Here is a 25,057-nt window from a genome sequence, read left to right as displayed (position 1 = left end):
CATTTTCTGGCATGAAATCCGGTCGATTCAGAGCCGTTCCAGGTGGAGCAGATGATGCTCTGCCGTCGTCAGGATGGCTTGCTGCTGTTCTGTGGTTTGGCCATCCCAGTTGGCATAGGGCAGGGCGAGGCGAGGGTTGTTGCCAAGTTTGTCCCGGTTGCGCCAGAGAAAGTGCCAATAGAGGCTGTTGAAGGGGCAGCTGTCCGGCCCGCTGCGGGCCTTCACCTGATAGTGACACCCCTTGCAGTAGTGGCCCATCCGCTCGAGATAGGCGCAGCTGCTGGCGTAGGGCTTGCTGCCCATCAGACCGCCATCGGCAAACTGGCTCATGCCGCGGGTGTTGGGCAGCTCCACCCACTCGATGGCATCCACATAGATGCCGAGATACCAGGCATCCACCTCGTCAGGGTGGATCCCCGCCAGCAGGGCGAAGTTGCCGGTCACCATCAGCCGCTGGATATGGTGGGCATAGGCGTGCTCCAGAGACTGTCGAATGGCGTGACGCACGCAGGCCATGCTGGTTTCTCCATTCCAGAAAAAACCGGGCAGGGGTCGCTCGGCCCCGAGAAAGTTGGTGCGCTGATACTCGGGCATCTTTTCCCAGTAGAGGGCGCGGACAAACTCGCGCCAGCCGAGGATCTGGCGGATGAACCCCTCCACCTGCGCCAGGGAAATGGTGGCCTGATTGGCCTGCCAGTGAGCTTGCGCAGCGCGGATCACCTCGAGGGGATGGAGCATCTTGCTGTTCATGGAAAACGACAAGCGGCTGTGGAACAGGCTCCAGCCCCGTTCGCTCAGGGCGTCCTGATAGCGGCCGAAGTGGGGCAGGCAGTGTGCAAGGAAGTGTTCAAGCAGTGCGCGGCTCTGGCGCCGGGTGACGGGCCAGGGCAGGGCGTCGGCATCGGCACTGCCAATGGTGGCGACGCCGTGGCGGGTCAGCATGGCATCGATGTCGCTCACCTCGTTGGCAAAGGTGAGGGGCGCCGGGATGGGTTGGCTCGCCGGCAATTTGGCGCGATTCTCGGCATCGAAGTTCCAGCGCCCCCCAAGGGGTTGGCCGCGCTCATCGAGCAACACACGGTACTGCTTTCGCAGGGCGCGGTAGAAGAACTCCATCCGGCTGTGGGGGTAGCGTCGCCAGCCATCGCGGGGGGTGAGAAAATGTTCGCTGTCCACCTCAGCGGTCGGGATGGCAAGGCCTGAGGCCCACTGGGTCAGCTGGCTTGCAAGGCGCCACTCGTCCGGGCTCTGCCAGGCGAAGCGCTCGGCCTGATGCGCTTCGAGCTGGGCCGCCAGCAAGCTCGGCAAATCGGGCCAGGGGGCGCTCTCATCGAGAGTCAGGTAGCAGACCCGGTGGCCCGCCTTGGTGAGGGCGGCGGCGAAGGCGCGCATGGCGGCAAAGAAGGCGAGCACCTTCTGGCGATGGTGGCGGCAGTAGTCCGTCTCCTGGCGCAGCTCCGCCATCAGGTAGCAGACAGCGGGATCCGGCGTGCGAAACCAGCTATGACCTGCGTTCAGTTGATCTCCGAGAATGAGGCGCAGCTCCATCAGGGGTGCTCCTTTCGACGACGGCAGCGTTCGCTGCAATAGCGCACTTCCTGCCAGCAGCGGGCCCACTTGCGCCGCCAGGCAAAAAGACGCTGGCAGACGGGACAGATCTTCTCGGGTAGATGGGGTTTGAGGTGCATGTGGTGGCCCTGTTGATGCCCTTGGTTTCTCTCTGCCTCCTTAACGAAGCACCATACGGTCGGGATCACCGGGGGAGCAGAAAGAGGCAGCAGGCGGTGATTGCCACTCATGAAAAAGGCCCCCGCACCTGCCGGTTCGGGGGCCCTTGTTCTCGTTGCGGTTACTGGCTGCTGAAGAGCCTGGGCTGGGGAGTGGACTGCGCCGTCAGGGTCATGCGGCCCGAGGTTTCCAGCCAGCTCTTGATCTTTCTGGCATCGGCGACCCGTTCATCCGTGGTGTTGGCGTGAAGCAGCACCATGACCACGGGCTCGTTGTTGACCCGGGTTCCCATCACCAGGCAGCGCCCCGCCTCGCGGATATAACCGGTCTTGGAGACCAGAATGGGCCAGCTTCCTTCCCGTACCAGGCGGTTGGAGTTGAGGTAGTGCAGCTGGCGCTTGCCGTTGCGTACCAGACGCTGCTCGGAGGCGGTGTACTGGCGGATCAGCGGGTAGGTGGATGCGGCGGCAGCCAGTTTGGCGAGATCGTGTGCGGTGGAGACGTTGCGGGGGTTGAGCCCGGTGCTGTCGGCGAAATGGGTGCTCCACATGCCGAGCATGCGGGCCTTGGCATTCATTGCCTCGATAAAGGCTTTGCGGCCACCCGGGTAGTGCCGTCCCAAGGCGGAGGCGGCGCGGTTTTCAGAGGACATCAGTGCGATGTGCAGCATGTCGGCGCGACTCAGGCGAGAGCCCACCGCGAGGCGCGACCCCGTGCCCTTGAGTCTGTCCACGTCATCCATGGTGACGGTGAGGGTCTCGTTGAGGCGCTGATTGCCATCCAGTACCACCAGCGCTGTCATCAGCTTGGTGATGGAGGCGATGGACATCACCCGGTTGGCGTTGCGCTCTGCCAGTGTCTCGCCGGTTTTCGGGTTGACGACCACGTAGGCATCGGATCTCAGCGGCAGGTTGCTGCGGGGTTCGAGCATGCTGTTGGTGGAAGAAGAGGTCGCAGAAAACGGGTTGGCATGGGCGCTTTCCATGCTGGCGGGAAGGAGGAAGGCGCCGAGCAGCAAGGGAAGAAAAGGACGAAGGTTCATGTTTTGACTCTACTACGACTCACAGGGACATTTGGCTAAGTTATATGACGGTAATTGACGCTTCACAACGTCTGGTGGCCGGATATTTCCATTTTATGGGCCAGCGCACCTTGAAATCCCCCGCATCGGGGCTATTGGGCCCGCAAAAGGGAGTCATAGAGGCCTGCCAGGCCATGCCAGACACGCCACCACGGGGGCGCACTATATGCTGGCGAGGGGCGGGATGACGACTCCTTTCGCACCTTTCGGCGCCTTGGGATGATGAAGGGGTCGTTAATGGCGACCATGGCGATAAAAACGGTGCCCGGCAGGGAAGATGGTCCGCTGCATTATCGCCGTTTTGCCCCGCTTCATCCTCCCATCATCCGCGCGGTCTGAATGGCCTGGATCAACGCGGTCCGGTTGATACGGGGTCGCTCTTCATCGAGCAGTTGCTGCCACAGCGCAATGGCCTGGCTGTAGCGACCATGCAGGAAGTGATCGGAGGCGAGCAGCATCAGGGCGCTCACCTCACCCTTGTCCTGCTTGAGCGCGCTACCCAACAGGCGCTGCGCCTCCGGGGTGAGCTGCTGGCCCGCCTGGTAGTAGAGCACGGTGGCCTGGGCGGCCTGGGTCGCCGCGCTGGCGCCCCCTTCTTGCAGGGCGAGGCGCTGGTAGGCGAGCAGGGCGTTGTCGTACTCGTCCCGATAGAGATAGAGCTGGCCGAGCGCCGCCCAGCCGTCGAGATCGGTGGGGTTGGCTTGCAGGCGCTGGTGCAGGGCGCCCAGCTCCTTGTCCTGCAGATCCCGCGTGCTCAATCCCGCCAGCGGATCGGGGCGCGACTGATACGCCTGCCACGCCTGATAGCGGCCGGTGCCGGCATAAATACCGGCCATCAGCGCCAGCAGCAGGCCCCCAAGCAGCATCCAGGAGCGCAGCCAGGGCAGCGGACGGGCGGTGCGGTCCTTGGCCAGCCGCTTGCGCAGGGCCTGCTCGGCAGGTGGGGTGGCGTTGGCGAGGCGGGCCAGCTCCAGCTCCCGGTAGAGGCGGCTGTGGGGGGCAAGCCCCGCCTGCTGCTCGGCCATGATCAGCCGGTTCAGCTCGGCCCTGGGGTCGTGAGCGTGCGCCCCCTCGGCTCTGTCGCCGACAAGCGGCACCTGCGCCGGTTGCCGGCGATGCAGGCTCCTGCGCAGGCGATGGAGCGCCAGCAACAGCAAGAGGGCGGGGCCGCCCCACAGCAGCGCCGTGCTGGCTTTGAAGGGGGGATCGTAGCGCACGAAATCGCCGAAGCGCTCCGTCATGCGGGCGATCACCTGCTCATCAGACTGCCCCTCGTCCACCCAGCGGTAGACCTCGAGCCGCAGATCCCGGGCGATGGGGGAGTTGGACTCCACCAGGTTCTGGTTCTGGCACTGGGGGCAGCGCAGGGCGCGGGCCAGCTCCTGAGCGCGGGTCTGCCGCTCTGGGTGGCGAAACTCATAGGTGTCGACCCCGCTGGCAAGGGCCCCGAGGCTCAAGGCCAGCAAGAGCGGCGCGATCAGGGCGTAGCAGAGACGGCTCATGGCTTGCTCTCCCGCACTTGTCTCTCTACTTCTCTCTCCACTTCTCTTTCCACTTCGGGCTGGCTGGCGGTGTTGCCGCGGGCCTTTGCAAGCAGGGGGGCAAACTGGCGTTGCCAGACTTCCCGGGTGAGCAGGCCGGTATGACGGGTCAGCAGGGTGCCGTCGCCGGCAAAGAGATAGGTCTCCGGCGTGCCGTAGACGCCGAGCTCCAGTGCCAACTTGCCGTCAGGGTCGGCCAGCACGGTGCGATAGGGGTTGCCCGCCTCGATGAGCCAGGCGCGGGCGGCATCTACCTTGTCCCGGTAGTTGAGGCCATAGAGGGGCACAGCGCTGGCCAGCTCACCCAGCAGCGGATGCTCGGCGCGGCAGTTGGGGCACCAGCTGGCCCAGACGTTGAGCACGAAGGGTTCCCCCTTGAGTGCCTCGGTGTGGATGGGGGCGCCACCAAACAGATCGTCACTCTGCCAGGCTGGCAGAGTGCGCCCTGCGACGGCCTCATCCTGGCTGTAGGGGTTGTTGCCAAGGCCGAGCCAGAGCAGGGCACCGAGCCCCAGGGTGAGCACGAGCGGCACGAACAGGCGCAGACGGGCGTTCATAAGGACTCCTGTTCAAGCCGAGGGCAGGGGGCGGTAGCTGGCGCAGGATGGTTAGCCAGCAGCGGCCGGCGGGCGAGCAGGCGCAGGGCGCCACCCGCCATCATCAACAGGCCACCGAGCCAGATCCAGCGCACCAGCGGCTTATGGTGCAGCCGCATGGCATAGGCGCCGGGCCCCATCTTTTCGCCAAGCACCACGTAGAGATCGCCGAGCATTCCCCACGCAATGCCGGGCTCGTTCATGTTCATGGTGCGCACGCTGTAGTGGCGCCGCTCTGGGATGAGCCTGGCGACCTCTTTACCGTCCTTGTGCACGCTGAGGGTGATGCGCTCGGCGGTGTAGTTGGGGCCGAGCAGCGGCTCGCTTCCCTCGTAGCGAAACTCGTAGGCGCCGAGTCGGTAGGGTTTGTCTGCGCTGAGCACGGTTCCCCCCTCCTGACTGTGGTGACTCACCTGCGCAATGCCGAGGGCGCACACCGCCACCCCGAGGTGGGCCAGCAGGCTGCCGAACCGATTGAGGGTGAGCTCGCGCAGGGCGACCGGTTGCAAGAGCGGGAGCAGCAGGCTGGCCATGAGCCAGAGGCTCAGCACGTTGGCCGCAAGCCCCAGCCAGCTTGCCCGCAGCGGCTCGGGATAGGCGAGGCTCAGCAAGGCGCCCCCCAGCAGGCCAAACAGGCATGGGAGCAGCACCTTGATGCGGCGCTGGGCAGCCAGATGCTGCCAGCGCAGGCGCGGCAGCTGGGTCATCAGCGTCATCAGGCAGAGGGCTAGCGGCACGAAGATGGTATTGAAATAGGGGGCGCCCACCGAGAGCGAACCCAGATGAAGCGACTGGAACACCATGGGGTAGAAGGTGCCGAGCAGCACGCTGGCGCAGGCCACGCAAAGCAGCAGGATGGTGGCGCCGAGCAGCCCCTCTTTTGACAGCAAGCCAAAGCGGGCATAGGGAGCGCGAATGTCCGCCCGCAGAGCAAACAGGGTGAGGGCGCAGGTCAATAGCAAACCGAGCAGCAACAAGAGGGTGAGGCCGCGGCTGGGGTCCACCGCAAAGGCGTGTACCGAGGTGAGCACCCCGGAGCGCACCACGAAGGTGCCGAGCAGGCTCAGGGCGAAGGTGAAGATGGAGAGCAGCAGCACGGCGTGGCCGTAAGCGCCGCGCTTCTCGCACACCACCAGGGCGTGCAGCAGGGCGGTACCTAGCAGCCAGGGTAAGAGGGAGGCATTTTCCACCGGATCCCAGAACCACCAGCCCCCCCAGCCGAGCTCGTAATAGGCCCACCAGGAGCCGAGCACTATACCGGCGGTGAGAAACACCCAGGAGCCGAGCGCCCAGGGGCGGCTCCAGTGGGCCACGGCGCCATCGAGCCGACCCGAGTGCAGCGCCGCCATGGCGAAGGCGAAGTTGACCGCAAAGCCGACGTAACCGAGATAGAGCAGGGGGGGGTGAATGATGAGGCCGATGTCTTGCAGCATGGGGTTGAGATCGCGCCCCTCCAGCGGCCCCGGGAACTGGCGGTCAAACGGGCTGGAGAAGATCAGGGTATAGAGGCCGAACAGCCCGACGATCAGCCCCATGATGGCCAATACCCGGGTGCGGATCAGCGGATCGACCCGCCTGGAGCAAAGAGCTACCAAAGCGCCCCACAGCCCCAGCGCAAAGACGAAGAACAGCATGGAGCCCTCGTGGCCGCCCCACACGGCCGCCAGCTTGAAGCCAAGGGGCAGGGCGCTGTTGGCGTGCTGGGCCACATAGACCAGGGTGAAGTCATCCTGGCCAAAACAGCTGGCGAGCAGCAGCAGGGCGGCCCCGAGCAGGAGCGCGACCAGGAGGGCCAGCGGTGTTGCGCAGCCCAGCAGCGGGCGTGAGGCGAGCCGCAATCCCAGCCAGGGCAGCAGCCCTTGCAGCAGGGCGAGCCCGGTCGCCAGCAACAGTGAGAGATAGCCGAGCTCCGCCAGCACACAACCTCCGTTTCAATCTTTGATGTCATTCATGTCATGCCACACACGCCGCGTCGTCTCCCTTTGGGGGAAAACATTGCCAAGCAACGGGTGTGGCATCACCAGAAATTCATTGGGCCAGCAACAAACCAGCGCCAGTCACCCGAGGGTGGCTGGCGCTGGTGATCATACCGTTATACGACAGTCATTTGACCGGCGTAGAGCACGAAGTAGCGCAGCAGCAGGATCCCCACCAGGGTCAGGCTGCAGACCAGTACCAGATAGCCGTTTTTGGCCCGCAGCGGCGCGGGGGCCAGCAGGGCCAGCAACTGGGGCAGCAGCATGCCGATGCCCACCACCCCGAGCCAGAACACCTGAGCCCAGAAGCCGCTGCCGATGGCTGCCCACATGGCTGCCTCCTTCTGGCCGCCACCGAAGTAGAGGCCGGTAAAGAAGCAGACCAGCAGCAACACCTCCACCGCCAGCACTGGCCGCTCGAAGCGGTGCACAAAGCTCACCCCCTGGCTGTGATGGTTCTCCTTGAACAGGGTAACCGCCAGCAAGATGGTGGAGGCGATGCCGGAGCTGACGCCGGAGATGAGGAACAGCACCGGCAGCACCGGGTTGTTCAAGAGCGGATAGGTCTTGAGCGCGGACAGCAGAAAGCCGGTGTAGGCCCCGAGCAGCACGGCAAGCAGCAGCAAGAGCGGCGCCAGCAGCCGCTCGATGCGGGCAAGCCAAGCGATGAGATCATCCACAAAGGCGAACTTCTCTTGCAGCAGGTGACGGCGCAAGGTCTCGATCTCGGCCCGAAACACCACCGCCAGCCAGGCGAACAGCACCGCCATGTAGACCTGGAACAGCATGACCCCCATCGACATCACGGAGTCGAACTGGTAGTGGAACATCAGCTTCCAGAAGGTCCAGGGGCGGGCCAGGTGGAAGATGAGGATCAGTAACCCCAGCACCACGCTCACCGGCGCCAGAATGGCGGTCGCCTTGATGATGCCGCTCTCGCTGCCGGCCCCCTTGCGGCGCAGCAGCACCGAGAGGGTGGTGGCCCCGGCGGAGATGCCGAGCAGAAAGAGATAGATGGCGATGGGCCAGTCCCAGACCAGTGAAGGGAAGTGAAATGCGTCATGCAACATGATCCATTCCTCCTTCTGTTACTGCGGTAGATGGCGATCGGACAAATCCCCACACGAGGGAAGGGAAGTGAAACGCCTCTTGCATGGTCATGACTTTATCTCCCCTTTGGGCACGCGGTACATCTTGGGCGAGGTGCCGAGTGCCTGCTTGTAGCGATAGGTGGTCTCCTTTACCAGCCGTTTGGCGATGGGGCTGTCCGGGTCATCCAGATTGCCGAACACCAGCGCCTTGGTGGGGCAGGATTCCACGCACGCCGGCTCCTTGCCCGCCGCCAGGTTGGTCTTGCGGCAAAAGTCGCACTTGTCGGCCACCTTGGTCACAGGGTTGATAAAGCGCACCTGATAGGGGCAAGCGGCCAGACAGTACATGCAGCCGACGCAGAGATCCGGGTTGACGTCGACGATGCCATCCTCCTTGCGAATATGGGAGGCACCGGTGGGGCAGACGTGGACGCAGGGGGCGTTGTCGCAGTGCTGGCAGGACTTGCGAAAGAAGTGGTACTCGGCATCGGGGAAGGTGCCGATGGGGCCGGAGCGGATGATCTCGAGGCGCGAGACTCCCTCTGGCACCTGATTCACCTCCCGGCAGGCATCCATGCAGGCGGTACAGCCGATGCAGGCCGTCTCGTCGTGGAGCATGCCAAAGCGTACCCCGTCGATGGTCTGGCTGTGGGCGAGGGGGGTGGCAAGGGAGCGAGTCGGCCCTGTCATCATGATGAGGGCCCCCGCGCTCATCCCCGCCATGAAGTGACGGCGAGAGCAGCTCATGGTGCCTCCTTGCTCACGCTGGCCTGCTGGCCGACCGCCTTGGCTTGATGCTGCTTGCTGTGGCAGTCGACGCAGAGCTTGATGCGGGACTTCTCCGGAATCGCCACCATGGGCTCCCTGGCCGGGTGCAGCTGGTGGCAGCTGGTGCAGGTGAGCTTGGTGGCGTGCACGTCGTGGGCCCAGAGCGCCTCGCGCAGCGGCTTGGGTTCGTGGCAGCTCATGCAGACGCTGTTCTGCTCCGCGATGGGATAACCCTCTTTGCCTTGTGGCTGGTTGAAGCTGTCGCTAAAGCGCATCACGTCCTTGACCCCTTCCCGGTGTTGCTGGGAGGGCTGACCGTGACAGTTGGTGCAGGTCACCGGCGCCAGGTTGTTGGGGTTGGTCGCCTGGCCATGCTTGCCGTGCATGCCTTCGACCTGCTCCTTGTGGCAGTCGGTACAGGCCTTGTCGGCGCTGCGCAGGAACTCAACCTCGTGCATGGCCGGCGTGGCGGCGGGCGTCGTTGCCGACTCGGCGGCCTGGCCCTGCAGGCTGGTGAGCAGCATGGCTGCCATCAGCATCAGTCGTAAGAAATCCATCGTTAAATCACCCATAGGAAGCCTCCATCCGTGGCGGGCACTAGAGTGCCCGCCCGCTCCATTACTGCGCCAGTCGTCCGGCCGCTTTGGCCTCGGCTTCCCAGGCGGGCACTGTGGTCTTGAGGAACTGGGCCTTGTCCGCGTTCATCTGCTTCATGTCCATGCCAAGGGCGGCCTGGGCCTTCTCCTTGCTGGAGATGTCGGGAATGGCTATTTCGTGGCTGATCCCCTTGGCGGCCAGCAGGCGTGCCAGCTTGGTGCGGGCGTCGGCGGCCTTGTCCAGGGCGGTTCCCAGCATGCGCAGCGCCACTTCCGGGGCGTGCATCTGCACCCCGTGGGAGGCGATGGAGAAGTCCCAGCGCCATTGGGCGTGACGGATGTCCTGCAGAATGTCCTTCATCTCGGCCTCGGTGGCGCCGGCATCCCAGGCGGCCTTGGCTTCAAAGTGGGCGTGCACCAGCTGCTTCTCGACCTTGAGCTTGATCTCGGTGACGGCATCCTTGCGCTGCTTGACCACCCCTTGCAGCATCTCCTTGCTCTGGGTGTGGCAGTTACGGCAGGTCTGATCGAAGCGATCGAAGGGGTTGCCTACCTTGTGATCGGTGTAGACCTTGCCCTGTTCGTTCTGCACCTTGGGCATGTGGCAGTCGACGCAGGCGACGTTGTTCTGGCCGTGAATGCCGGCGCGCCAGGTCTCGTACTCGGGGTGCTGGGCTTTGAGCATGGGGGTCTTGGAGAGGGCATGGGTCCAGTCGGCAAAGCCTATTTCATCGTAATACTGCTCCATCTGCTCAACTGTGGTGCCCTTGTCCCAGGGGAATTTCACCGCCTTGGTGGGGCCGCTGAAGTAGTACTCCACGTGGCACTGGCCGCACACCTGGGACTGCTGATCGAAGCGCCCCTGCTCCTTGAACGGCTTGCCGATGGCGGTCATGGCCCGGTCGGCATAGGGACGGGAGAGGTGCAGGGCAGGTTTCCCTTCCTTGAACTCTTTCGAGGCGGTGTCGTGGCAGTCGGCGCAGCCGATGGTGTTGACGATTTCCGGTCCGCCTTTTGCCCACATCCCCTTGAAGTAGCCATCCTCACCCTTCTCGTCGATGACGCGGGCCACGTCCGGGCCTTTGCAGCTCCAGCAGGCCATGGGCAGCGGACCGTCTTCGGCGGTCTTGGGGGCGCCGGTACGCAGGGTTTCCCGCACGTCGGTCAGCGCATAGAAGTGGCCGCGCGGCTTGTTGTAATCCTTGGAGAAGGGGTAGCCGGCCCAGAGCACCACCATCTGCGGATCTTCCGCCAGGGCGTCGGTGCGCTCGCGGCTCTCGCTGGTGCCTTTCCAACTGGTGAACTGATCGGCGTGATCCTTGGCGAACAGCTCGCTGCGCGCCTCGATCTTGCCCTTGGGGGCACTGTCGTCTGCCTGTGCCAGACTGCCTGTACCCAGCAGGGCGGTCAGCAGCAGGGCCGCCAGCCCTGGTCGAAATAGCTTGTCATATGAACCCACGGTCATCACTCCCAGATAAAAAGTCCATGTCGGGCCTGACCGTTCCATCTTGGTGTGGACATCTGTGCTCATCATCGACGGGCATGGCAGGCCGATCCATTGTTATGGCTGCATATAAATCGGTGTTTATGCAATTGCTCGGGGGAATAATACCAAATGGGTAAAATGGATAATCATTTATCCCCGTGAGAGTTGCGCTAGATCAATTGAGGGGGATGAAGGATGCCAGAAGTGCGATCCAGGTGGAATTATTGAACCTCATCCGAGGGTTATTTCCACCCGTTCTCTTTTGATGAAAATAGGTAAAAACGATGTTCATCATGCTGGCGAGGGGAGCAGGGCAAGAGGCTGCGGGCAGATACAGCGTATGACGGGAGAGAGTGAACCGATTTTATTGAATTTAAATTCAATTTTTGGCTTGAAAAAGGAGGGGCGATGCTTCGGTTTTCCATCCCCATGGCCCCTGTCAAGGGGCTCTGTGACAGAAGCTGTCGTAGAAATGGGTGCCAAGAGAGCCATCTATTTTTATAAAAGAGAAATTAAGGGCTTTATTCCAGCATATTTGCGGCCTGGTAGCGTGTTATTGAATTTAATAGGACGGTTGGCGGCATTTACTTTCGATATTTTCGAAAATGACGAAGGGTTATAGGGGGTGATTGACGGTAAAATAGCCGCCTGTCACGGAGACTTTCCCTTTACGCTTCATGTGCTGGGAAGTCTGTGTTTACCCGTTGGAGGATATATGGCCGAGCTGCGAATCGATAAACCGACTCTTATTGCCAAGGTGGAGGGCGCTGTGTTTGTGATGGATGCGGACGGCTCTTTGCGCCGTGCGACCCCTGGCATGCAACTGGAGCCCGGGATGCGCCTGCTCACCGAATCCGACGGACAGGTGGAGCTGGCGGAGGCGGGCAGCGAACGTCCCGAGCCCGCCCAGCCCGAGGCGGCACTGCCCGCCGGTGCCGATGCCGAGCTGGCGAGCCTCCAGGAGGCGATCCGCCAGGGGGCCGACCCAACCGAGCTGTTTGCAGAGACGGCCGCCGGTAATCCGGGCGCGGGCACCGCTGGCGGTGTGGTCGGCTCCAGCGCCGGCGGTTTCGTGGTGGTGGATCTCAACAGTGAGTACACCCTGGCCGAGGCGGGGTTTGACACCGGCCATGAGGCGCGTCAGCCGGGCGACGAGCCGCTCTATGCCGAAGATCAGGATCTGCTGGCGGCCATCACCATCACAGAGCCCCAGACCGACGACAACATCATCAATGCCGACGAGGCGACCGGCGTCATCATCCGCGGCTTTGTCGAGGATGTGGAAGTCGGCCAGACCGTCACCGTCACCCTGATAGATCAGGATGGCAACCGCCTGACCACCACCACAGTGGTGCTGCCCGGCTTCGTCTGGGAGGCAAACTTCGGCGACGTCACCGGCAAACTGGTGGACGGCCCCCTGACCATCCAGGCCGATACCCAGGACGCGGCCGGCAACCGGGCCAGCGACACCGGCCAGACCCTGCTCGACACCATCACCACCATTACCCTGGATTTGGCGGACGAGAGCGACACCGGCACCAGCCAGACCGATGATCTGACCCGCGACACCACACCGCTACTGCAAGGGAAGGGGGAGCCTGGCGCTACCGTTACCCTGACCCTGGAAGGCAAGGTGATGGCCGTGCTCACAGTGGATGGCAACGGCAACTGGCAATATCAGATCCCCGATACCCTGGCCGATGGCGCCCATGATTTTCGCGTCGATGCGGTGGACATCGCGGGCAACCGGGCCAGCGACACCCTGACGGTGACGGTGGATACCCGTGCCGCCATCGACATCGACGATCTCGATACCGGCAGCATTCTCGGCCATGACAAGGTCACCCTGAGCGGCAGTACCACGGACGTGGAGGCGGGGCAGCGGGTGACCATCACCCTGATTGGCCAGAATGGCCAGACCCTCTTCAACGGCAGTGCCCTGGTGGGCAGTGACGGCCGCTGGCAACTGGGAGGCCTGGATCTCTCCAGCATCCAGGGCCCTTACGAGGTACGCGCCGAGGTGACGGATCTGGCGGGCAACCGGGTTATTGACGGTGCTCCCCTCATCGGTCAGAGCGATACCCTGACCCTCTCCGAGGCGGATCTCGCCAAGGGGCCGGTGAGTGCCACCGGATCCCTGCACACCGGAGCCGGGCTTGATGGCAACCTGCAGGTGAGTTTTGCCGCCGATCAAGGTGCCCTCAATCAGCTTGGCTTGACCAGCCACGGGACGGCGCTCGCCTACCAGGTCAGCGGCCAGACCCTCACCGCCAGCGCGGGGGGCGTGACCGTCTTCACCCTGACCCTGGCCAACGACGGCAGCTATCGCATCGTCTGGAACCAGAGCCTGGATCACGGCCAGGATAGCCTGAGCCTGCCCTTTGCCCTGGAGTACCGCGACAGCGACGGGGATCTGGTGAGCGCCAATCTCACCGTCAACCTGGTGGACAGCACACCGCCGGACTTCACCATCGCCCCCATCAGCCTCACGGAGGATGATTTCACCAATCCGGCGGCGGTGGTGGGACAGAGCCAGTTCGTGGTGGGCCATCAGTCCGATCCCTTGGTGGCAACAAGTGCCGTCTTCGCGGATCAGAGTGCAACCCTGGCCCGTCTCAACGGCAGCGGTATCAGCAGCGACGGCCACGCCTTGACCTTCGAATTCACCGGTGATCGCCTGCTGACGGGTTATTACCTGGATGGCAATGGCAAGCGGGTCGAGGTGCTGAAGGCCGAGCTGACCGCTAGCCAACATGGCAGTGATATCGACGGCAATGTCACCGTCTCCCTCAATGGGCCTCTGGACCATGAGGGCAGCGACCAGCTCTCCCTCGGGCTCATCGTTTCCGCCAAGGAGATAGACGGCGACGAGACCCGCGCCAATCTGGTTGTCTCCATCAGCGACGGTGTGGATCCCCGCCTTGGCATCGACAGTGGGGTTACCTTGCAGGAAGGGACCTCTGGCCAGACCCTGGATGGCCAGCTGCCGGTGAGCGTGGGCAGCGATCGCCTGGTGTCGCTCAACTTCGAGGCGAACCAGCCCGGCCTGAATGGCCTCACCAGCGGCGGCCAGCCGACCCACTATCAGGTCAACGGCAACGTCATCACCCTGCTGGATGCGGGCGGCAAGACCATTCTGACCGTGACCCTGGGGCTGGATGGCAAGTACCAGGTGGTGCTCGACGGCGTGCTGGATCAGCCGGTCAGCACCAACAGCGTCAACCTGGGGCTGCAAGTACAGGGCACCGACTTTGACGGGGACAAGAGCAACCTTGGCACCCTCAATATCCATATCACCGACGGCGTGCTGCCCCAGGTCGACCCCGTCTCCCTCACCCTGGTGGAGGACAGCGACTGGAGCGCAGCCCAGACCCTCACCGGGGATCTGGCCATCACCGCCGGGGCCGATCCCCTGGTCAACATCGCATTCGATGCCAGCCAGCCCGGCCTGCAAGGGCTCACCAGCGGCGGCCAGCCCGTGGTCATCACCATCAGCGGCAACAGCATCAGCGGCGCCGTCAACGGCCAGAACGTCTTCACGTTGACGCTGGATCAGAACGGTCACTATGTCTTTACCTTGAACCAGCCGCTGGATCAGGGGAGCGCAGACAGTCTGCTCAAGGCGGGCTTTACCCTGACCGACAGTGACGGAGATAAAGTCTCCTCCACCCTGAGCGTGGCCATCGGCGACGGTGCCAATCCGGTCATCAGCGCCGTGACCGGCGCCGAGATGACGGAGGCTAACCAGGGGGACGGCGCCGTGGTGAGCTCCATGAGCTTCACCGTGAACCACGGTTCCGATGCCTTGGCGCCCGATAGCCTCAAGTTCGATATCGCAGCCATTCAAGGCAGCCTGGATGGCAAGTACAGCAGCCACGGCAGCCCGGTGACCTTCACCCTGGATGCCAACGGCGAGCTGGTGGGGACCAGCGCGGACGGCCGTGAAGTGCTGCGGGCCGAGCTGGATTTGGTGGAGAGCAACGGCAACTGGAGCGTCACCGCCAGGGTGACCCTGGGGGCCGAGCTGGATCACCAGGGGAGCGAGTCCCTCGACCTGCCGCTCACCGTCACCCTGACCGACAAGGACGGAGACAGGGTCTCCACCGATTTGCCGCTCACCATCAAGGACGGCCATGCGCCAAGTTTCGTGGCGGGCAGCGGGGTAGATCTGAACGAGAGCCGCCTCGATGGCAGTAACACCCTGACGGAAACGGGACACTTTACCCTGGAGTCGGGGTCGGATCGGGTGAGTCAGGTCTCGTTCGCCGATCCGGCTTCCCAGCCCCCCCTGATGGCACTGGGTCAGCAGGTGAAATACGAACTGGTGGACGGGGATCCCGCCATTCCGGGCAACCAGATCCTCAAGGGTTATGTGGACGTGAACGGCGCGCGCGTCGAGGTGCTTCAGGTCGAACTGGTGGGCAAGCTGGACAATGCCGCCAGCAACGGCTTTGACTACAAGGTGACCCTGTTCGAGGGGGTTCACCAGAGCGGCGGGGACGGAAAGACGAGTCTGCCCCTCAAACTCGACATCATTGACAGTGACAAGGGGGGCGGCAACAACGACAGCACCACGGGCACTCTGGACATCACCATCAGCGAGGGTGCCAGGCCGATCGTCAACGGGGTGACCATCGACAGCGTGACCCTGAGCGAGGGGCGCTTCGATGGCGCCGCCAATGGTGCGACCGCCGACGATCAGTTCATCACGGGCAAGGTGACGGTACAGGCCTACTCCGATCCCATCGTCGATGTGCGCCTGGTCCTGAGCGGTCAGGTCATGGACATCAACGGCAATCCCGTCACTCACAATGGCGAGACCCTCACCTGGCAGGTCGTACCGGGCAGCAACGGCCACAGCTTCCAGGCAGTGACTGCGAGCGGCACCCTGGTGCTGAGCGTGACCCTGCCCAATGTGCCCGATAGCGTCGCGGCACACACCAAGGTGGATTTCGATTATCAGGTTGTGACTCACACCAACCTGGATCACGGCGCGAACGACAGGCTCGATATTCGTGTCGGCATGCAGGTGACGGACAGCGATGGCACCGTCAGCAAGGGCGATACCGTCATCCATGTGACCGATGCCGCCGATCCTCACCTTGGCATCGACAGCGGGGTCACCTTGCAGGAAGGGGCCTCGGGCCAGACCCTGGATGGCCAGTTGCCGGTGAGCGTGGGCAGCGATCGCCTGGTGTCGCTCAACTTCGAGGCGAACCAGCCCGGCCTGAATGGCCTCACCAGCGGCGGCCAGCCGACCCACTATCAGGTCAACGGGAATGTCATCACCCTGCTGGATGCGGGCGGCAAGACCATTCTGACCGTGACTCTGGGGCTGGATGGCAAGTACCAGGTGGCGCTCGACGGCGTGCTGGATCAACCGGTCAGCACCAACAGCGTCAACCTGGGGCTGCAGGTGCAAGGCACCGACTTTGACGGGGACAAGAGCAACCTTGGCACCCTCAATATTCATATCACCGACGGCGTGCTGCCCCAGGTCGACCCCGTCTCCCTCACTCTGGTGGAGGACAGCGACTGGAGCGCGGCCCAGACCCTCACCGGGGATCTGGCCATCACCGCCGGGGCCGACCCTCTGGTCAACATCGCATTCGATGCCAGCCAGCCCGGCCTGCAGGGGCTCACCAGCGGTGGCCAGCCCGTGGTCATCACCATCAGCGGCAACAGCATCAGCGGCGCCGTCAACGGCCAGAACGTCTTCACGTTGACGCTGGATCAGAACGGTCACTATGTCTTTACCCTGAACCAGCCGCTGGATCAGGGGAGTGCAGACAGCCTGCTCAAGGCGGGCTTTACCCTGACCGACAGTGACGGCGACACCGTCTCCTCCACCCTGAGCGTTGCCATCGGCGACGGGGCCAATCCAGTCATCAGCGCCGTGACCGGTACCGAGATGACGGAGGCGAACCAGGGGGCGAAGGATGTAGTGAGCCACATGAGCTTCACCGTGAGCCACGGGGCTGATGCGCTCGACACGAGCAGCCTCAAATTCGATATCGCCGCCATTCAGCAGAGCCTGGATGGCAAGTACAGCAGCCACGGCAGCCCGGTGACCTTCACCCTGGATGCCAACGGCGAGCTGGTGGGGACCAGCGCGGACGGCCGCGAAGTGCTGCGGGCCGAGCTGAGCCTCGTTGAGAACAACGGCAACTGGAGCGTCACCGCCAAGGTGACCCTGGGGGCCGAGCTGGATCACCAGGGGAGCGAGTCCCTCGACCTGCCGCTCACCGTCACCCTGACCGACAAGGATGGGGACAGGGTCTCCACCGACTTGCCGCTCACCATCAAGGACGGCCATGCGCCAGGTTTCGTGGCGGGCAGCGGAGTGAGCCTGGATGAGCGTGGGCTCGACGGCCACAACACCCTGACCGGCACCGGCCACTTCCAGGTCAATGCGGGCTCGGATCGGGTGAGCGAGGTGTCGTTTGCCGACATCAGCGAGCAACCAGCGCTGACCGCGTTGGGGCAGAGCGTCAAATACGAGCTGGTAGACGGCGATGCCAGCATCCCGGGCAACCAGGTGCTGAAGGGCTATGTGGAAGTCAATGGCCAGCGCGTCGAGGTGCTTCAGGTCGAACTGGTGGGCAAGCTGGACAACGCCGCCAGCAACGGCTTTGACTACAAGGTGACCCTGTTCGAGGGGGTTCACCAGAGCGGTGGCAACGCCACCGACCTGCCGTTCAAGCTCAATATTGTCGACAGCGACAAGGGCAGCGGCAACAACGACAGCACCACGGGTACCCTCACCATCCGCATTTCGGAAGGGGACAAACCGACCCTCACCCTGACCGGCGTGACCCTGAGCGAAGGGCGCTTCGATGGCGCCGCCAACAACCAGACCGGCGATGATCAGCATGCCACCGGCACCCTGACCATCACGGCGGACTCCGATCCCGTGGTGGACGTGCGGCTGACCCTCTCGGGCCAAGTCGTGGATGGGAGTGGCAAGGCCATCACCCACAACGGCGAGACCCTCACCTGGCAAGAGGTAGCGGGCAGCAACGGCCACAGCTTCCAGGCAGTGACTGCGAGCGGCACCCTGGTGCTGACGGTGACCCTGCCCAATGTGCCGGGGCGCATCGAAGCCCACACCCAGGCAACCCTCGATTACCAGGTGACGGTACACACCAACCTGGATCACGGGGCGGACGACAAGCTCAACCTGAGCCTGCCGATCAAGGTGACCGACAGCGACGGCAGCGTGATCACCGGCAGCACCACGGCGGTGATCACCGATGCGGCGGATCCCGTGATCACCGCCATCGAGGGGGTGACCGTCAAGGAGCCGGACCTCAACGGGGGCAGTGGCCAGCATGGGGGCACCAGCCCGTCAGGCACGGGAGAGGTTGCCATCGGCCAGGTGGCGATCGCCGCCGGGAGTGACCGGGTGGTTTCCCTGCAACTGGATGTAGCCCGCTTCAACGCCCTCAATACCCTGACGTCGGGGGGCAAGGCGGTCACCATTGGGGCAGACAGCCAGCCGGGTGTCTACCTTGGCAAGGACAGCGCAGGCAAGCTCATCTTCAAGCTGACCCTGGATGTGTCCGGCCGCTACACCTTCGAGCTGACCGGCAACCTGGATCACAGCGTCCAGGGCAAGGATCTGCTGGATATCCAGCTGCCATTGCAGGCACGGGACAGTGACGGGGATCTGAGCGCCGAAGTGATCGGTCATGTGAGCGTGCAGGATGACGTACCCGTGGCCGTGGACGCGAGCAAGACCCTGAATGAAGGGGCGAAAGTGACCGGCGATCTGCTGGCCACTGCCAGCGAGGGGGCGGATGATGCGGTGGTGAGAGCGGTGACCATCAATGGCACCGAGCACTCCATCGCCGCCACGGGCAACACAACCATCTCGGTGACAGACGGCACGGGGCAGATCATCGGCACCCTGGTGATCAATGCCGAGGGTGACTACAGCTTCACCGCCAAATCGGGCATCGATCACAGCAACAACACCCTGGTACAGCAGATAGGCTTCCACCTGGTGGATGGCGACGGGGATACCGACGATGGTCTTCTGACCCTGACCATCCGGGACGAGGCGGGCAAGCTCACCGTGAGCGCCGTCACCGGCCAGGAGGATGCGGGGGCGAGCGATCCGGGCCAGGGGATCCCCATCACCATGAACCTGGATGTGGGGGATTTCGATCGGGGCGAGCATGTGGAGCAGTTGCTTATCCAGGCGCCAGCCAACGCCCAGGGCACCTTCTATTTCAACGGCGTCGCACTGACCACCATCACCCAGGGGGGCAAGACCTGGTATGAGGTGCCGCCCGCGGCCATGGTGGCGGTGGCCAACACCGATGACAAGTTCCAGCTCACCGGTGTCACTTTTGTGCCAAACCACGACTACTCGAGCTACAACAACGGAGGTGCTGCGCTGCGCTTCCCGGTGCAGTTGCAGGTAGGCGTCACCGAGGGGAGCAAGCCCCCGGTGCTGACCGGCAATCTGGACATCACGGTGCAGGGCATTGCCGACAAACCCCTGTGGGATGCGGGCAGCACGCACCAGCACTACACCACGGACGAGGACAGCAGCGGCATCGCCCTCAACGTCAAGGCGGGTCTCACCGATACGGACGGCTCCGAGACCCTGAGCTACCAGATCAAATGGGCGTCCGGCCAGGGCACGCTGACCCTGAACGGCAAGGTGCTCACCCCGGGGGCGAACGGCCTCTATACGGTGGCTGGTGGCGACATCAACAAGGTGACGGTGGTGCCCGGCAAGGACTACAGCGGTGACATCAAACTCATTGTGACCCCGGTGAGCACGGAGAAGACCCCGGTGGTGACCGGCAAGGAGACGGCCCTCGGCGATCCCCTGGAGGTGATTGTCAACGTAAACCCGCTGGCGGACGACGCCAAGCTGACGGTGCGCGAGATCCAGGGCAAGGAAGATACCCTGATCGATCTGGGCAGCAAGATTGGGCTCGCCCATCTGGGAGACACCACGGATGGCTCCGAGCAGCTGTTCGTGCGCATCAGCGGCCTGCCCGCCGATGCCACCTTGCTGCTGGGTGGGGTGGCGGTCACTCTGGATGCCAACGGCTACTACGAGGTGCCCTATGACCGCATCAATGACCTCAAGCTGCTGCCGCCCAAAAACAGCAACGTCGATTTCGATCTCACCATCAAGGGGGTGGTGAAGGACACCGCCATCCTGACCGATGCCAGCGGCCAGACCCACACTGTGGTGAACGAGAAGGAGACCGGCAGCCAGAGCCTGCACGTGGATCTGGTGGGGGTAGTGGATGAACCCCATTTCGATCTCAATACCACCGACTGGACCCAGGATGGCAACGGCTACAGCATCACCATCCAGGAGGATGGCCGGGCACCGCTGGACTTCAAGCTCACCTCGGGGGAGTGGACGGATACCCCGCTCGATCACTCGGAAACCCTCAACCTGGTGCTGGAAGGGCTGCCGGAAGGGGCCAAGGTATTCGACGGCAGTGGCAAGGAGCTGACCCTGACCTTCGCCGGGCTCGATGGCAAGGGCAATCCCCTCTATCAGGTGGATGTGACCAGCCTTGGCAACCTGCAGATCCAGCCGCCCCCCAACAGCACCGCCGATCTGCACCTGGTTGGCCACGTGGTGGTGACCGAGAATGACGGCGATCACAAGAGCTTCGACGTGCCCCTCACCATCAAGGTGGAGCCGGCCATCGACGCCACCGACTATGCCAAGACCAGCCATGGCCTGGAGGATCAGTTCACCGTCCTCGACTGGCAACCTGATCTGACCGACGGCGCCGAGAAGGTGACCCACCTCAGCCTCTCCGGAATCGAACCCGGGTATGAAGTCTGGATCCGCGTGGGCGGGGTCGAGACCCAGCTGACCGTGAGCGGCGGCGCCGTGGAGTTGAGCGACGCCGAGCTGCAGAGCCTGCTCGGCGGTGGCCAGCTACTGGTGAGAGGGCCCGAGGACAGCGACAGGGACACCACCCTCCAGAGCCATGTCACGGTGACACAAGTGGATGTGGACTCTAGCGCCACTGCCCAGAAGGTGATCGATGGCACCCTGCATGTGGATATCCAGGCGGTGGTGGAGCCCGATGGCAACCTGGTGCAGACCGGTCAGCTGGAGAGCCCGGACGGGCACGACATCCCGCTGGACGGCGTCTTCGTGTTCGAGGATCTGGACCCCAGCAGCGATGAGGTCATCGACTACCTGGTGATCAGCGATCTGCCCCCCGGCTTCGTGGTGGTGGGGGGGATCAACGACGGCCAGGGCAACTGGACCGTGCCCCATGACGCCCTCGGCAGCTACGCCTTGCGCTCGCCGGATGGCTTCACCGGCACCGTCACCTTCAAGGTGAGCGCCAGGGTGGTCGACCTTGGTGACAACAACGAGGGGGATGTGAGCGCCCCGGCCTATCGGGAGATCACCGCCAGCGCCGACTTCCATGGCGCGACCCACTCGGGTCAGGTGGCCGCCGATGTCGATTTTGACAACAGTACCCCCATCACCGGGGTGGAGGATCACGGCGTCAACTTCGGCAGTCAGCTCAAGCAGATGGTGACCCTGGGCACGGCGGACATCGGGGATGACGAGCTCAGCATCGTCATCACAGGTCTCCCTCCGGGCGTCAACGTACAGGGGCTCACCTATGACTTCGTCAACGGCGAGTACCTCATCAAGTTGCCGGGTGGCCTCGATGATCTCGACCGCCTGACCCTGACCCTGCCGCAAGACTATGCCGGTGACGGCCTGCACTTCAATGTGCGCCTGGTCAACACCGACACCGTGAGCGGTGACACCAAGATGGTGGAGAAGGACGTCACCCTCTCCATCACCCCGGAGGTGGACATCAACGGCGGGGCGGACGGCCTGCCCGAGCTGCAACTGAACGTGAAGGACATAAACGGCGACGGCCAGCCTGACAATCTGGAAGACACCGAGATCCACCTCGATCTCTCGGTCAAGCTCGCTGACATCAGCCCCTCGGTGGCCGATGGCGGTCTCGAGACCGTGGAGCGGGTGGTCGTGACCGTGGATCCTCAATATGGTCACTTCCTCGACAAGAACGGCCAGCCGGTCGCCACCCTCACGGTGAACGACCCGGCGGACCTCAAGGATCTGGTGTTCGTGCCCAAGGAGCACTTCAGCGGCAAGGTGCCGCTGGCGGTGACGGTGGATATTCTCGATACCGCCACCACGGGCACGGATCGGGGGAGCTGGAGCGGCAACGTGAACTTCGAGGTGCTGCCGGTGAACGATCCGGCCAACCTCACGGTCCAGAACGTCACGGGCCAGGAAGATGGCAGCGTGAGCCTGGGGGGGCTGGGGGCCAGTCTCATCGACAACGATGGCTCCGAGCAGATCGTCGGGTTGCAGATCAAGGGGGTGCCGGATGGCTTCACCCTGTCCGCCCCGGCGGTCAACAACGGCGGCGGGGTGTGGCAGGTGCCTGTGGGCACCGACTTCTCCAAGCTGACCCTGATCCCGCCTGCGGACTTCAGCGGCACCGTGGATCTGACCCTGAGCGCCTTCACCCTGGACAAGGGGCTGACCCTGCCCCTTGAAACCAGTGCGGGCTTCACCGTCACCGTCAATCCGGTGGGGGATGCGGTCATCACCGACATGCAGGAGCAGGCGAGCGGCACCGAAGGGGATGTGATCACCCTGAACCTGGGGGTGGAAACCCGGGATACCCATGCCACCGGCGGCAATGCCGGCAATGTGCACGAGAACGGGCCCGAGCAGGTGCGCGTCACCCTGGAAGGGGTGCCGGACGGGGCAGAAATCCGCCTGCCGAGCGGGGTGAGCGGCACCGTGGTGGATCTCGGCGGTGGCCGCTGGCAGGTCACCACGGATGGCGGCAAGCTCGACGCGGTGGAGCTCGTGACCAACGACGCCAACGGCGCCATGGCGATCAAGGTGACGGCCCAGAGCCTGGACAACGGCGCCCTCGGCCCGGAAGTGAACGGCACCATCCATCTCGATGTGAGCCCGGTCAACGACGCCCCCGTCAACGTGCTGCCCGATGATCCCCTGGTGGCCCAGGAGGACGAGCCGTTCGTCATCCAGGGTCTGCAGGTCAAGGACGTGGATGCGGGCAACGGCATCATGGAAGTGCGCCTCTCGGTGGAGCACGGCACCCTGACCCTGCCGGCCGGGAGCGGCGTGACCCTGACCGGCAACGGCACCGGCGATGTGGTGCTGACCGGCACCCTGGCGGATCTCAATGCCCTGCTCTCGGGCGGCGTCACCTATCAGGGCGACCCGGACTTCCATGGCAATGACGCCTTGACCATGGTGACGGACGATCGGGGCAATACCGGCAGCGGTGGCGCCCTGAGTGACACCGATGTGCTGCCCATCCTGGTACAACCGGTCAACGATGCCCCCGTCAACCAGCTGCCGACGACGCCCCAGGTGGCGCAGGAAGATCAGCCCTTCACCATTCACGGGCTGCAGGTGAGCGATGTGGATGCGGGCAACAGCCCCCTCTCGGTCACCCTCTCCGTGCTGCACGGCACCCTGGAACTGGCGGCGGGCAGTGGCGTGACGGTGAGCGGCAGCGGCAGCAACACCCTGGTGCTGAGCGGTTCCCAGGATGCCATCAATGCCTTGCTCGCAGGGGGCGTGACCTATCAGGGCGAGCAGGACTTCAATGGCCAGGATGCCCTGACCATGGTGACCAATGATCTTGGCAACACCGGCAGCGGTGGCCCCCTGAGCGATACCGACGTGCTGCCCATCGAGGTCGAGCCAGTCAATGATGCCCCTGTCACCCAGGTGCCGGGCTCATTGCAGGTGAAAGAGGATGGCTCCCTGTCGCTCACCGGGATCAGCGTGAAGGACGTGGATGCGGGCAGTGCGCCCATCTCCATGGTGCTGCGGGTGGAGCACGGTGTGCTGACCCTGCTGGGGGCGGCAGGCGCCGTCTCGGTGCAGGGGGCGGGTACCAGCGTGGTGACCCTGGTCGGGTCGCTCGATGATCTCAACGGCCTATTGGCAGGCAACCTGCACTACGAGCCAGCCAGGGACTTCTGGGGTCAGGACAACCTGAGCATCACCACCTCGGATCAGGGCAATACTGGCGCCGGTGGCGTCCTGACCGACAGCGCCCAGATTGCCATCCAGGTGACGGCCGAGCCGGACGATCCCCAACTGGGGGTCGGCACCCACGATATCCTTGCGTTGCAAGGGGCCTGGGTGCCGCTCAACCTCAGCGCCAGCGTGGTCAATCCGGCCCCGGGTGAGCTGTCGGTGCGGATCCAGAACCTCGGCAGCGCCCAGGTGGTGGACGAGCACGGCCAGAGCGTCGGCCACGCGGATGGCAACGACTGGTTGCTGCCGATGGACCAGTCCGTGCCCATCTACCTCAAGGATCTGCCGGCGGGGGATCATGCCCTCACCCTGAGTGCCGAATCCAGCCTGGGTGGCAGCACCCTGAGCTCGGCCACGGAGACCATCACCATCCACAGCGAGAGCGGCCACGATCTGCTGGGCTCGGATCAGGGGGACTGGCTGTTCGGCTCCTCCGGCAATGATCGCCTCCTGGGTGGCATGGGGGATGATGTGCTGCGGGGCGGTCAGGGCAACGACATCCTGACCGGCGGCGCCGGCAGCGATCTCTTCGTGTGGGGCAGTGGTGACGAGGGGACGACGGCCTCTCCGGCGATAGACACCATCACCGACTTCCGTCCCCAGGAGGGGGACAGGATCGATCTGGCGGACCTGCTCAAGGGGGTGACCGACAACAGCGTGGATGGCCTGCTGGGTCATCTCCAGGCATCGGTGACCAGCACCGGCAATGGCCTGAGTGACGTGAGCCTGTCGGTCTCCCCGGCGGGGGATGGCAATGTCACCCAGCAGATCACCCTGAAGGACGTGGATCTGAGTGGCTGGAACCTGAGCGGCTCCTCCTCTCACGACATCCTGCAATCCATGCTGGATCAGCACAGCCTGATCATCCAGCACCCCTGATGGGGTGAGAAGATGCAAAGAGCCGGCGAATGCCGGCTCTTTTTTTGGCTGAATATGCTGGCTTGATATTTCCTGGTGGTGGTAATGGGAGGTGGTTTTTAACAGAGTGGGTGTTGTTGCTGCTTTTCACTGTGTGGGTGGTTCAAACAACCAAAGGAATTCGCCGCCCGGGCCTCCCATCGGGCTGCCCGGGCGGCGTCAGGGCCTTGCCGCGCCGATCCCGGTCAATGCCGGCCA

General features: G+C 63.8%; 12 protein-coding genes. 2 read left to right on the top strand and 10 right to left on the bottom strand.

The features are described from left to right. Positions 1–27: 27 nt before the first annotated feature. The 10 genes from ACVDHI_RS06885 to nrfA all read right to left on the bottom strand — a co-directional run bounded on the left by ACVDHI_RS06885 (position 28) and on the right by nrfA (position 10,842). Complete coding sequence (locus tag ACVDHI_RS06885) at positions 28–1,548, bottom strand: cryptochrome/photolyase family protein (protein ID WP_447211895.1); 1,521 nt, start codon at positions 1,546–1,548, stop codon at positions 28–30. Further along, positions 1,548–1,688, bottom strand: a complete 141-nt coding sequence (locus tag ACVDHI_RS06880; RefSeq protein WP_080770115.1) for a DUF2256 domain-containing protein — start codon at positions 1,686–1,688, stop codon at positions 1,548–1,550. The genes ACVDHI_RS06885 and ACVDHI_RS06880 overlap by 1 nt, the downstream gene beginning before the upstream one ends. 161 nt (positions 1,689–1,849) lie before the next feature. After that, the gene (locus ACVDHI_RS06875) at positions 1,850–2,770 is read right to left on the bottom strand and encodes a serine hydrolase (RefSeq protein ID WP_447211894.1); all 921 of its coding nucleotides are present in this window, start codon (positions 2,768–2,770) and stop codon (positions 1,850–1,852) included. 350 nt (positions 2,771–3,120) lie between these two features. Next, positions 3,121–4,311, bottom strand: a complete 1,191-nt coding sequence (gene nrfF, locus ACVDHI_RS06870; RefSeq protein ID WP_447211893.1) for a heme lyase NrfEFG subunit NrfF — start codon at positions 4,309–4,311, stop codon at positions 3,121–3,123. After that, on the bottom strand, positions 4,308–4,907 hold the full coding sequence (locus tag ACVDHI_RS06865; protein WP_324061874.1) for a DsbE family thiol:disulfide interchange protein: 600 nt from the start codon (positions 4,905–4,907) through the stop codon (positions 4,308–4,310). The genes nrfF and ACVDHI_RS06865 overlap by 4 nt, the downstream gene beginning before the upstream one ends. Further along, positions 4,904–6,865 (bottom strand): heme lyase NrfEFG subunit NrfE, encoded by a 1,962-nt coding sequence (gene nrfE / locus ACVDHI_RS06860; RefSeq protein WP_447211892.1) that lies wholly within the window; start codon positions 6,863–6,865, stop codon positions 4,904–4,906. The genes ACVDHI_RS06865 and nrfE overlap by 4 nt, the downstream gene beginning before the upstream one ends. A gap of 173 nt (positions 6,866–7,038) precedes the next feature. Further along, positions 7,039–7,992, bottom strand: a complete 954-nt coding sequence (nrfD, locus tag ACVDHI_RS06855) for a cytochrome c nitrite reductase subunit NrfD (RefSeq protein ID WP_042016589.1) — start codon at positions 7,990–7,992, stop codon at positions 7,039–7,041. 87 nt (positions 7,993–8,079) lie between these two features. Beyond that, a complete protein-coding gene (locus tag ACVDHI_RS06850; RefSeq protein ID WP_039041283.1) occupies positions 8,080–8,760 on the bottom strand; it encodes a 4Fe-4S dicluster domain-containing protein in 681 nt (226 codons plus the stop codon). Beyond that, complete coding sequence (gene nrfB / locus ACVDHI_RS06845) at positions 8,757–9,353, bottom strand: cytochrome c nitrite reductase pentaheme subunit (protein WP_447211891.1); 597 nt, start codon at positions 9,351–9,353, stop codon at positions 8,757–8,759. The genes ACVDHI_RS06850 and nrfB overlap by 4 nt, the downstream gene beginning before the upstream one ends. A gap of 46 nt (positions 9,354–9,399) precedes the next feature. Beyond that, positions 9,400–10,842 (bottom strand): ammonia-forming nitrite reductase cytochrome c552 subunit, encoded by a 1,443-nt coding sequence (gene nrfA, locus ACVDHI_RS06840; RefSeq protein ID WP_447211890.1) that lies wholly within the window; start codon positions 10,840–10,842, stop codon positions 9,400–9,402. A gap of 286 nt (positions 10,843–11,128) precedes the next feature. Here nrfA and ACVDHI_RS06835 point away from each other — a divergent pair, with 286 nt between their 5' ends. Both ACVDHI_RS06835 and ACVDHI_RS06830 read left to right on the top strand, forming a co-directional pair. Then, a complete protein-coding gene (locus ACVDHI_RS06835) occupies positions 11,129–11,485 on the top strand; it encodes a hypothetical protein (RefSeq protein ID WP_146042864.1) in 357 nt (118 codons plus the stop codon). A gap of 93 nt (positions 11,486–11,578) precedes the next feature. Continuing rightward, positions 11,579–24,820 carry a retention module-containing protein gene (locus ACVDHI_RS06830; protein WP_447211889.1) on the top strand — a complete coding sequence of 4,414 codons (13,242 nt, stop codon included), beginning with the start codon at positions 11,579–11,581 and terminating at the stop codon, positions 24,818–24,820. The last annotated feature ends 237 nt before the right edge of the window (positions 24,821–25,057 follow it).

Source organism: Aeromonas sp. 25-248, from assembly GCF_053005425.1.
This window is presented reverse-complemented; position numbering and strand designations above follow the sequence as displayed.

Bases quoted from the DNA above. Each gene is read 5' to 3' on its own strand.
- ACVDHI_RS06885 (WP_447211895.1), bottom strand. From the start codon at position 1,548: ATGGAGCTGCGCCTCATTCTCGGAGATCAACTGAACGCAGGTCATAGC.
- ACVDHI_RS06880 (WP_080770115.1), bottom strand. From the start codon at position 1,688: ATGCACCTCAAACCCCATCTACCCGAGAAGATCTGTCCCGTCTGCCAG.
- ACVDHI_RS06875 (WP_447211894.1), bottom strand. From the start codon at position 2,770: ATGAACCTTCGTCCTTTTCTTCCCTTGCTGCTCGGCGCCTTCCTCCTT.
- nrfF (WP_447211893.1), bottom strand. From the start codon at position 4,311: ATGAGCCGTCTCTGCTACGCCCTGATCGCGCCGCTCTTGCTGGCCTTG.
- ACVDHI_RS06865 (WP_324061874.1), bottom strand. From the start codon at position 4,907: ATGAACGCCCGTCTGCGCCTGTTCGTGCCGCTCGTGCTCACCCTGGGG.
- nrfD (WP_042016589.1), bottom strand. From the start codon at position 7,992: ATGTTGCATGACGCATTTCACTTCCCTTCACTGGTCTGGGACTGGCCC.
- ACVDHI_RS06850 (WP_039041283.1), bottom strand. From the start codon at position 8,760: ATGAGCTGCTCTCGCCGTCACTTCATGGCGGGGATGAGCGCGGGGGCC.
- nrfB (WP_447211891.1), bottom strand. From the start codon at position 9,353: ATGGGTGATTTAACGATGGATTTCTTACGACTGATGCTGATGGCAGCC.
- nrfA (WP_447211890.1), bottom strand. From the start codon at position 10,842: ATGACCGTGGGTTCATATGACAAGCTATTTCGACCAGGGCTGGCGGCC.
- ACVDHI_RS06835 (WP_146042864.1), top strand. From the start codon at position 11,129: ATGAAAATAGGTAAAAACGATGTTCATCATGCTGGCGAGGGGAGCAGG.
- ACVDHI_RS06830 (WP_447211889.1), top strand. From the start codon at position 11,579: ATGGCCGAGCTGCGAATCGATAAACCGACTCTTATTGCCAAGGTGGAG.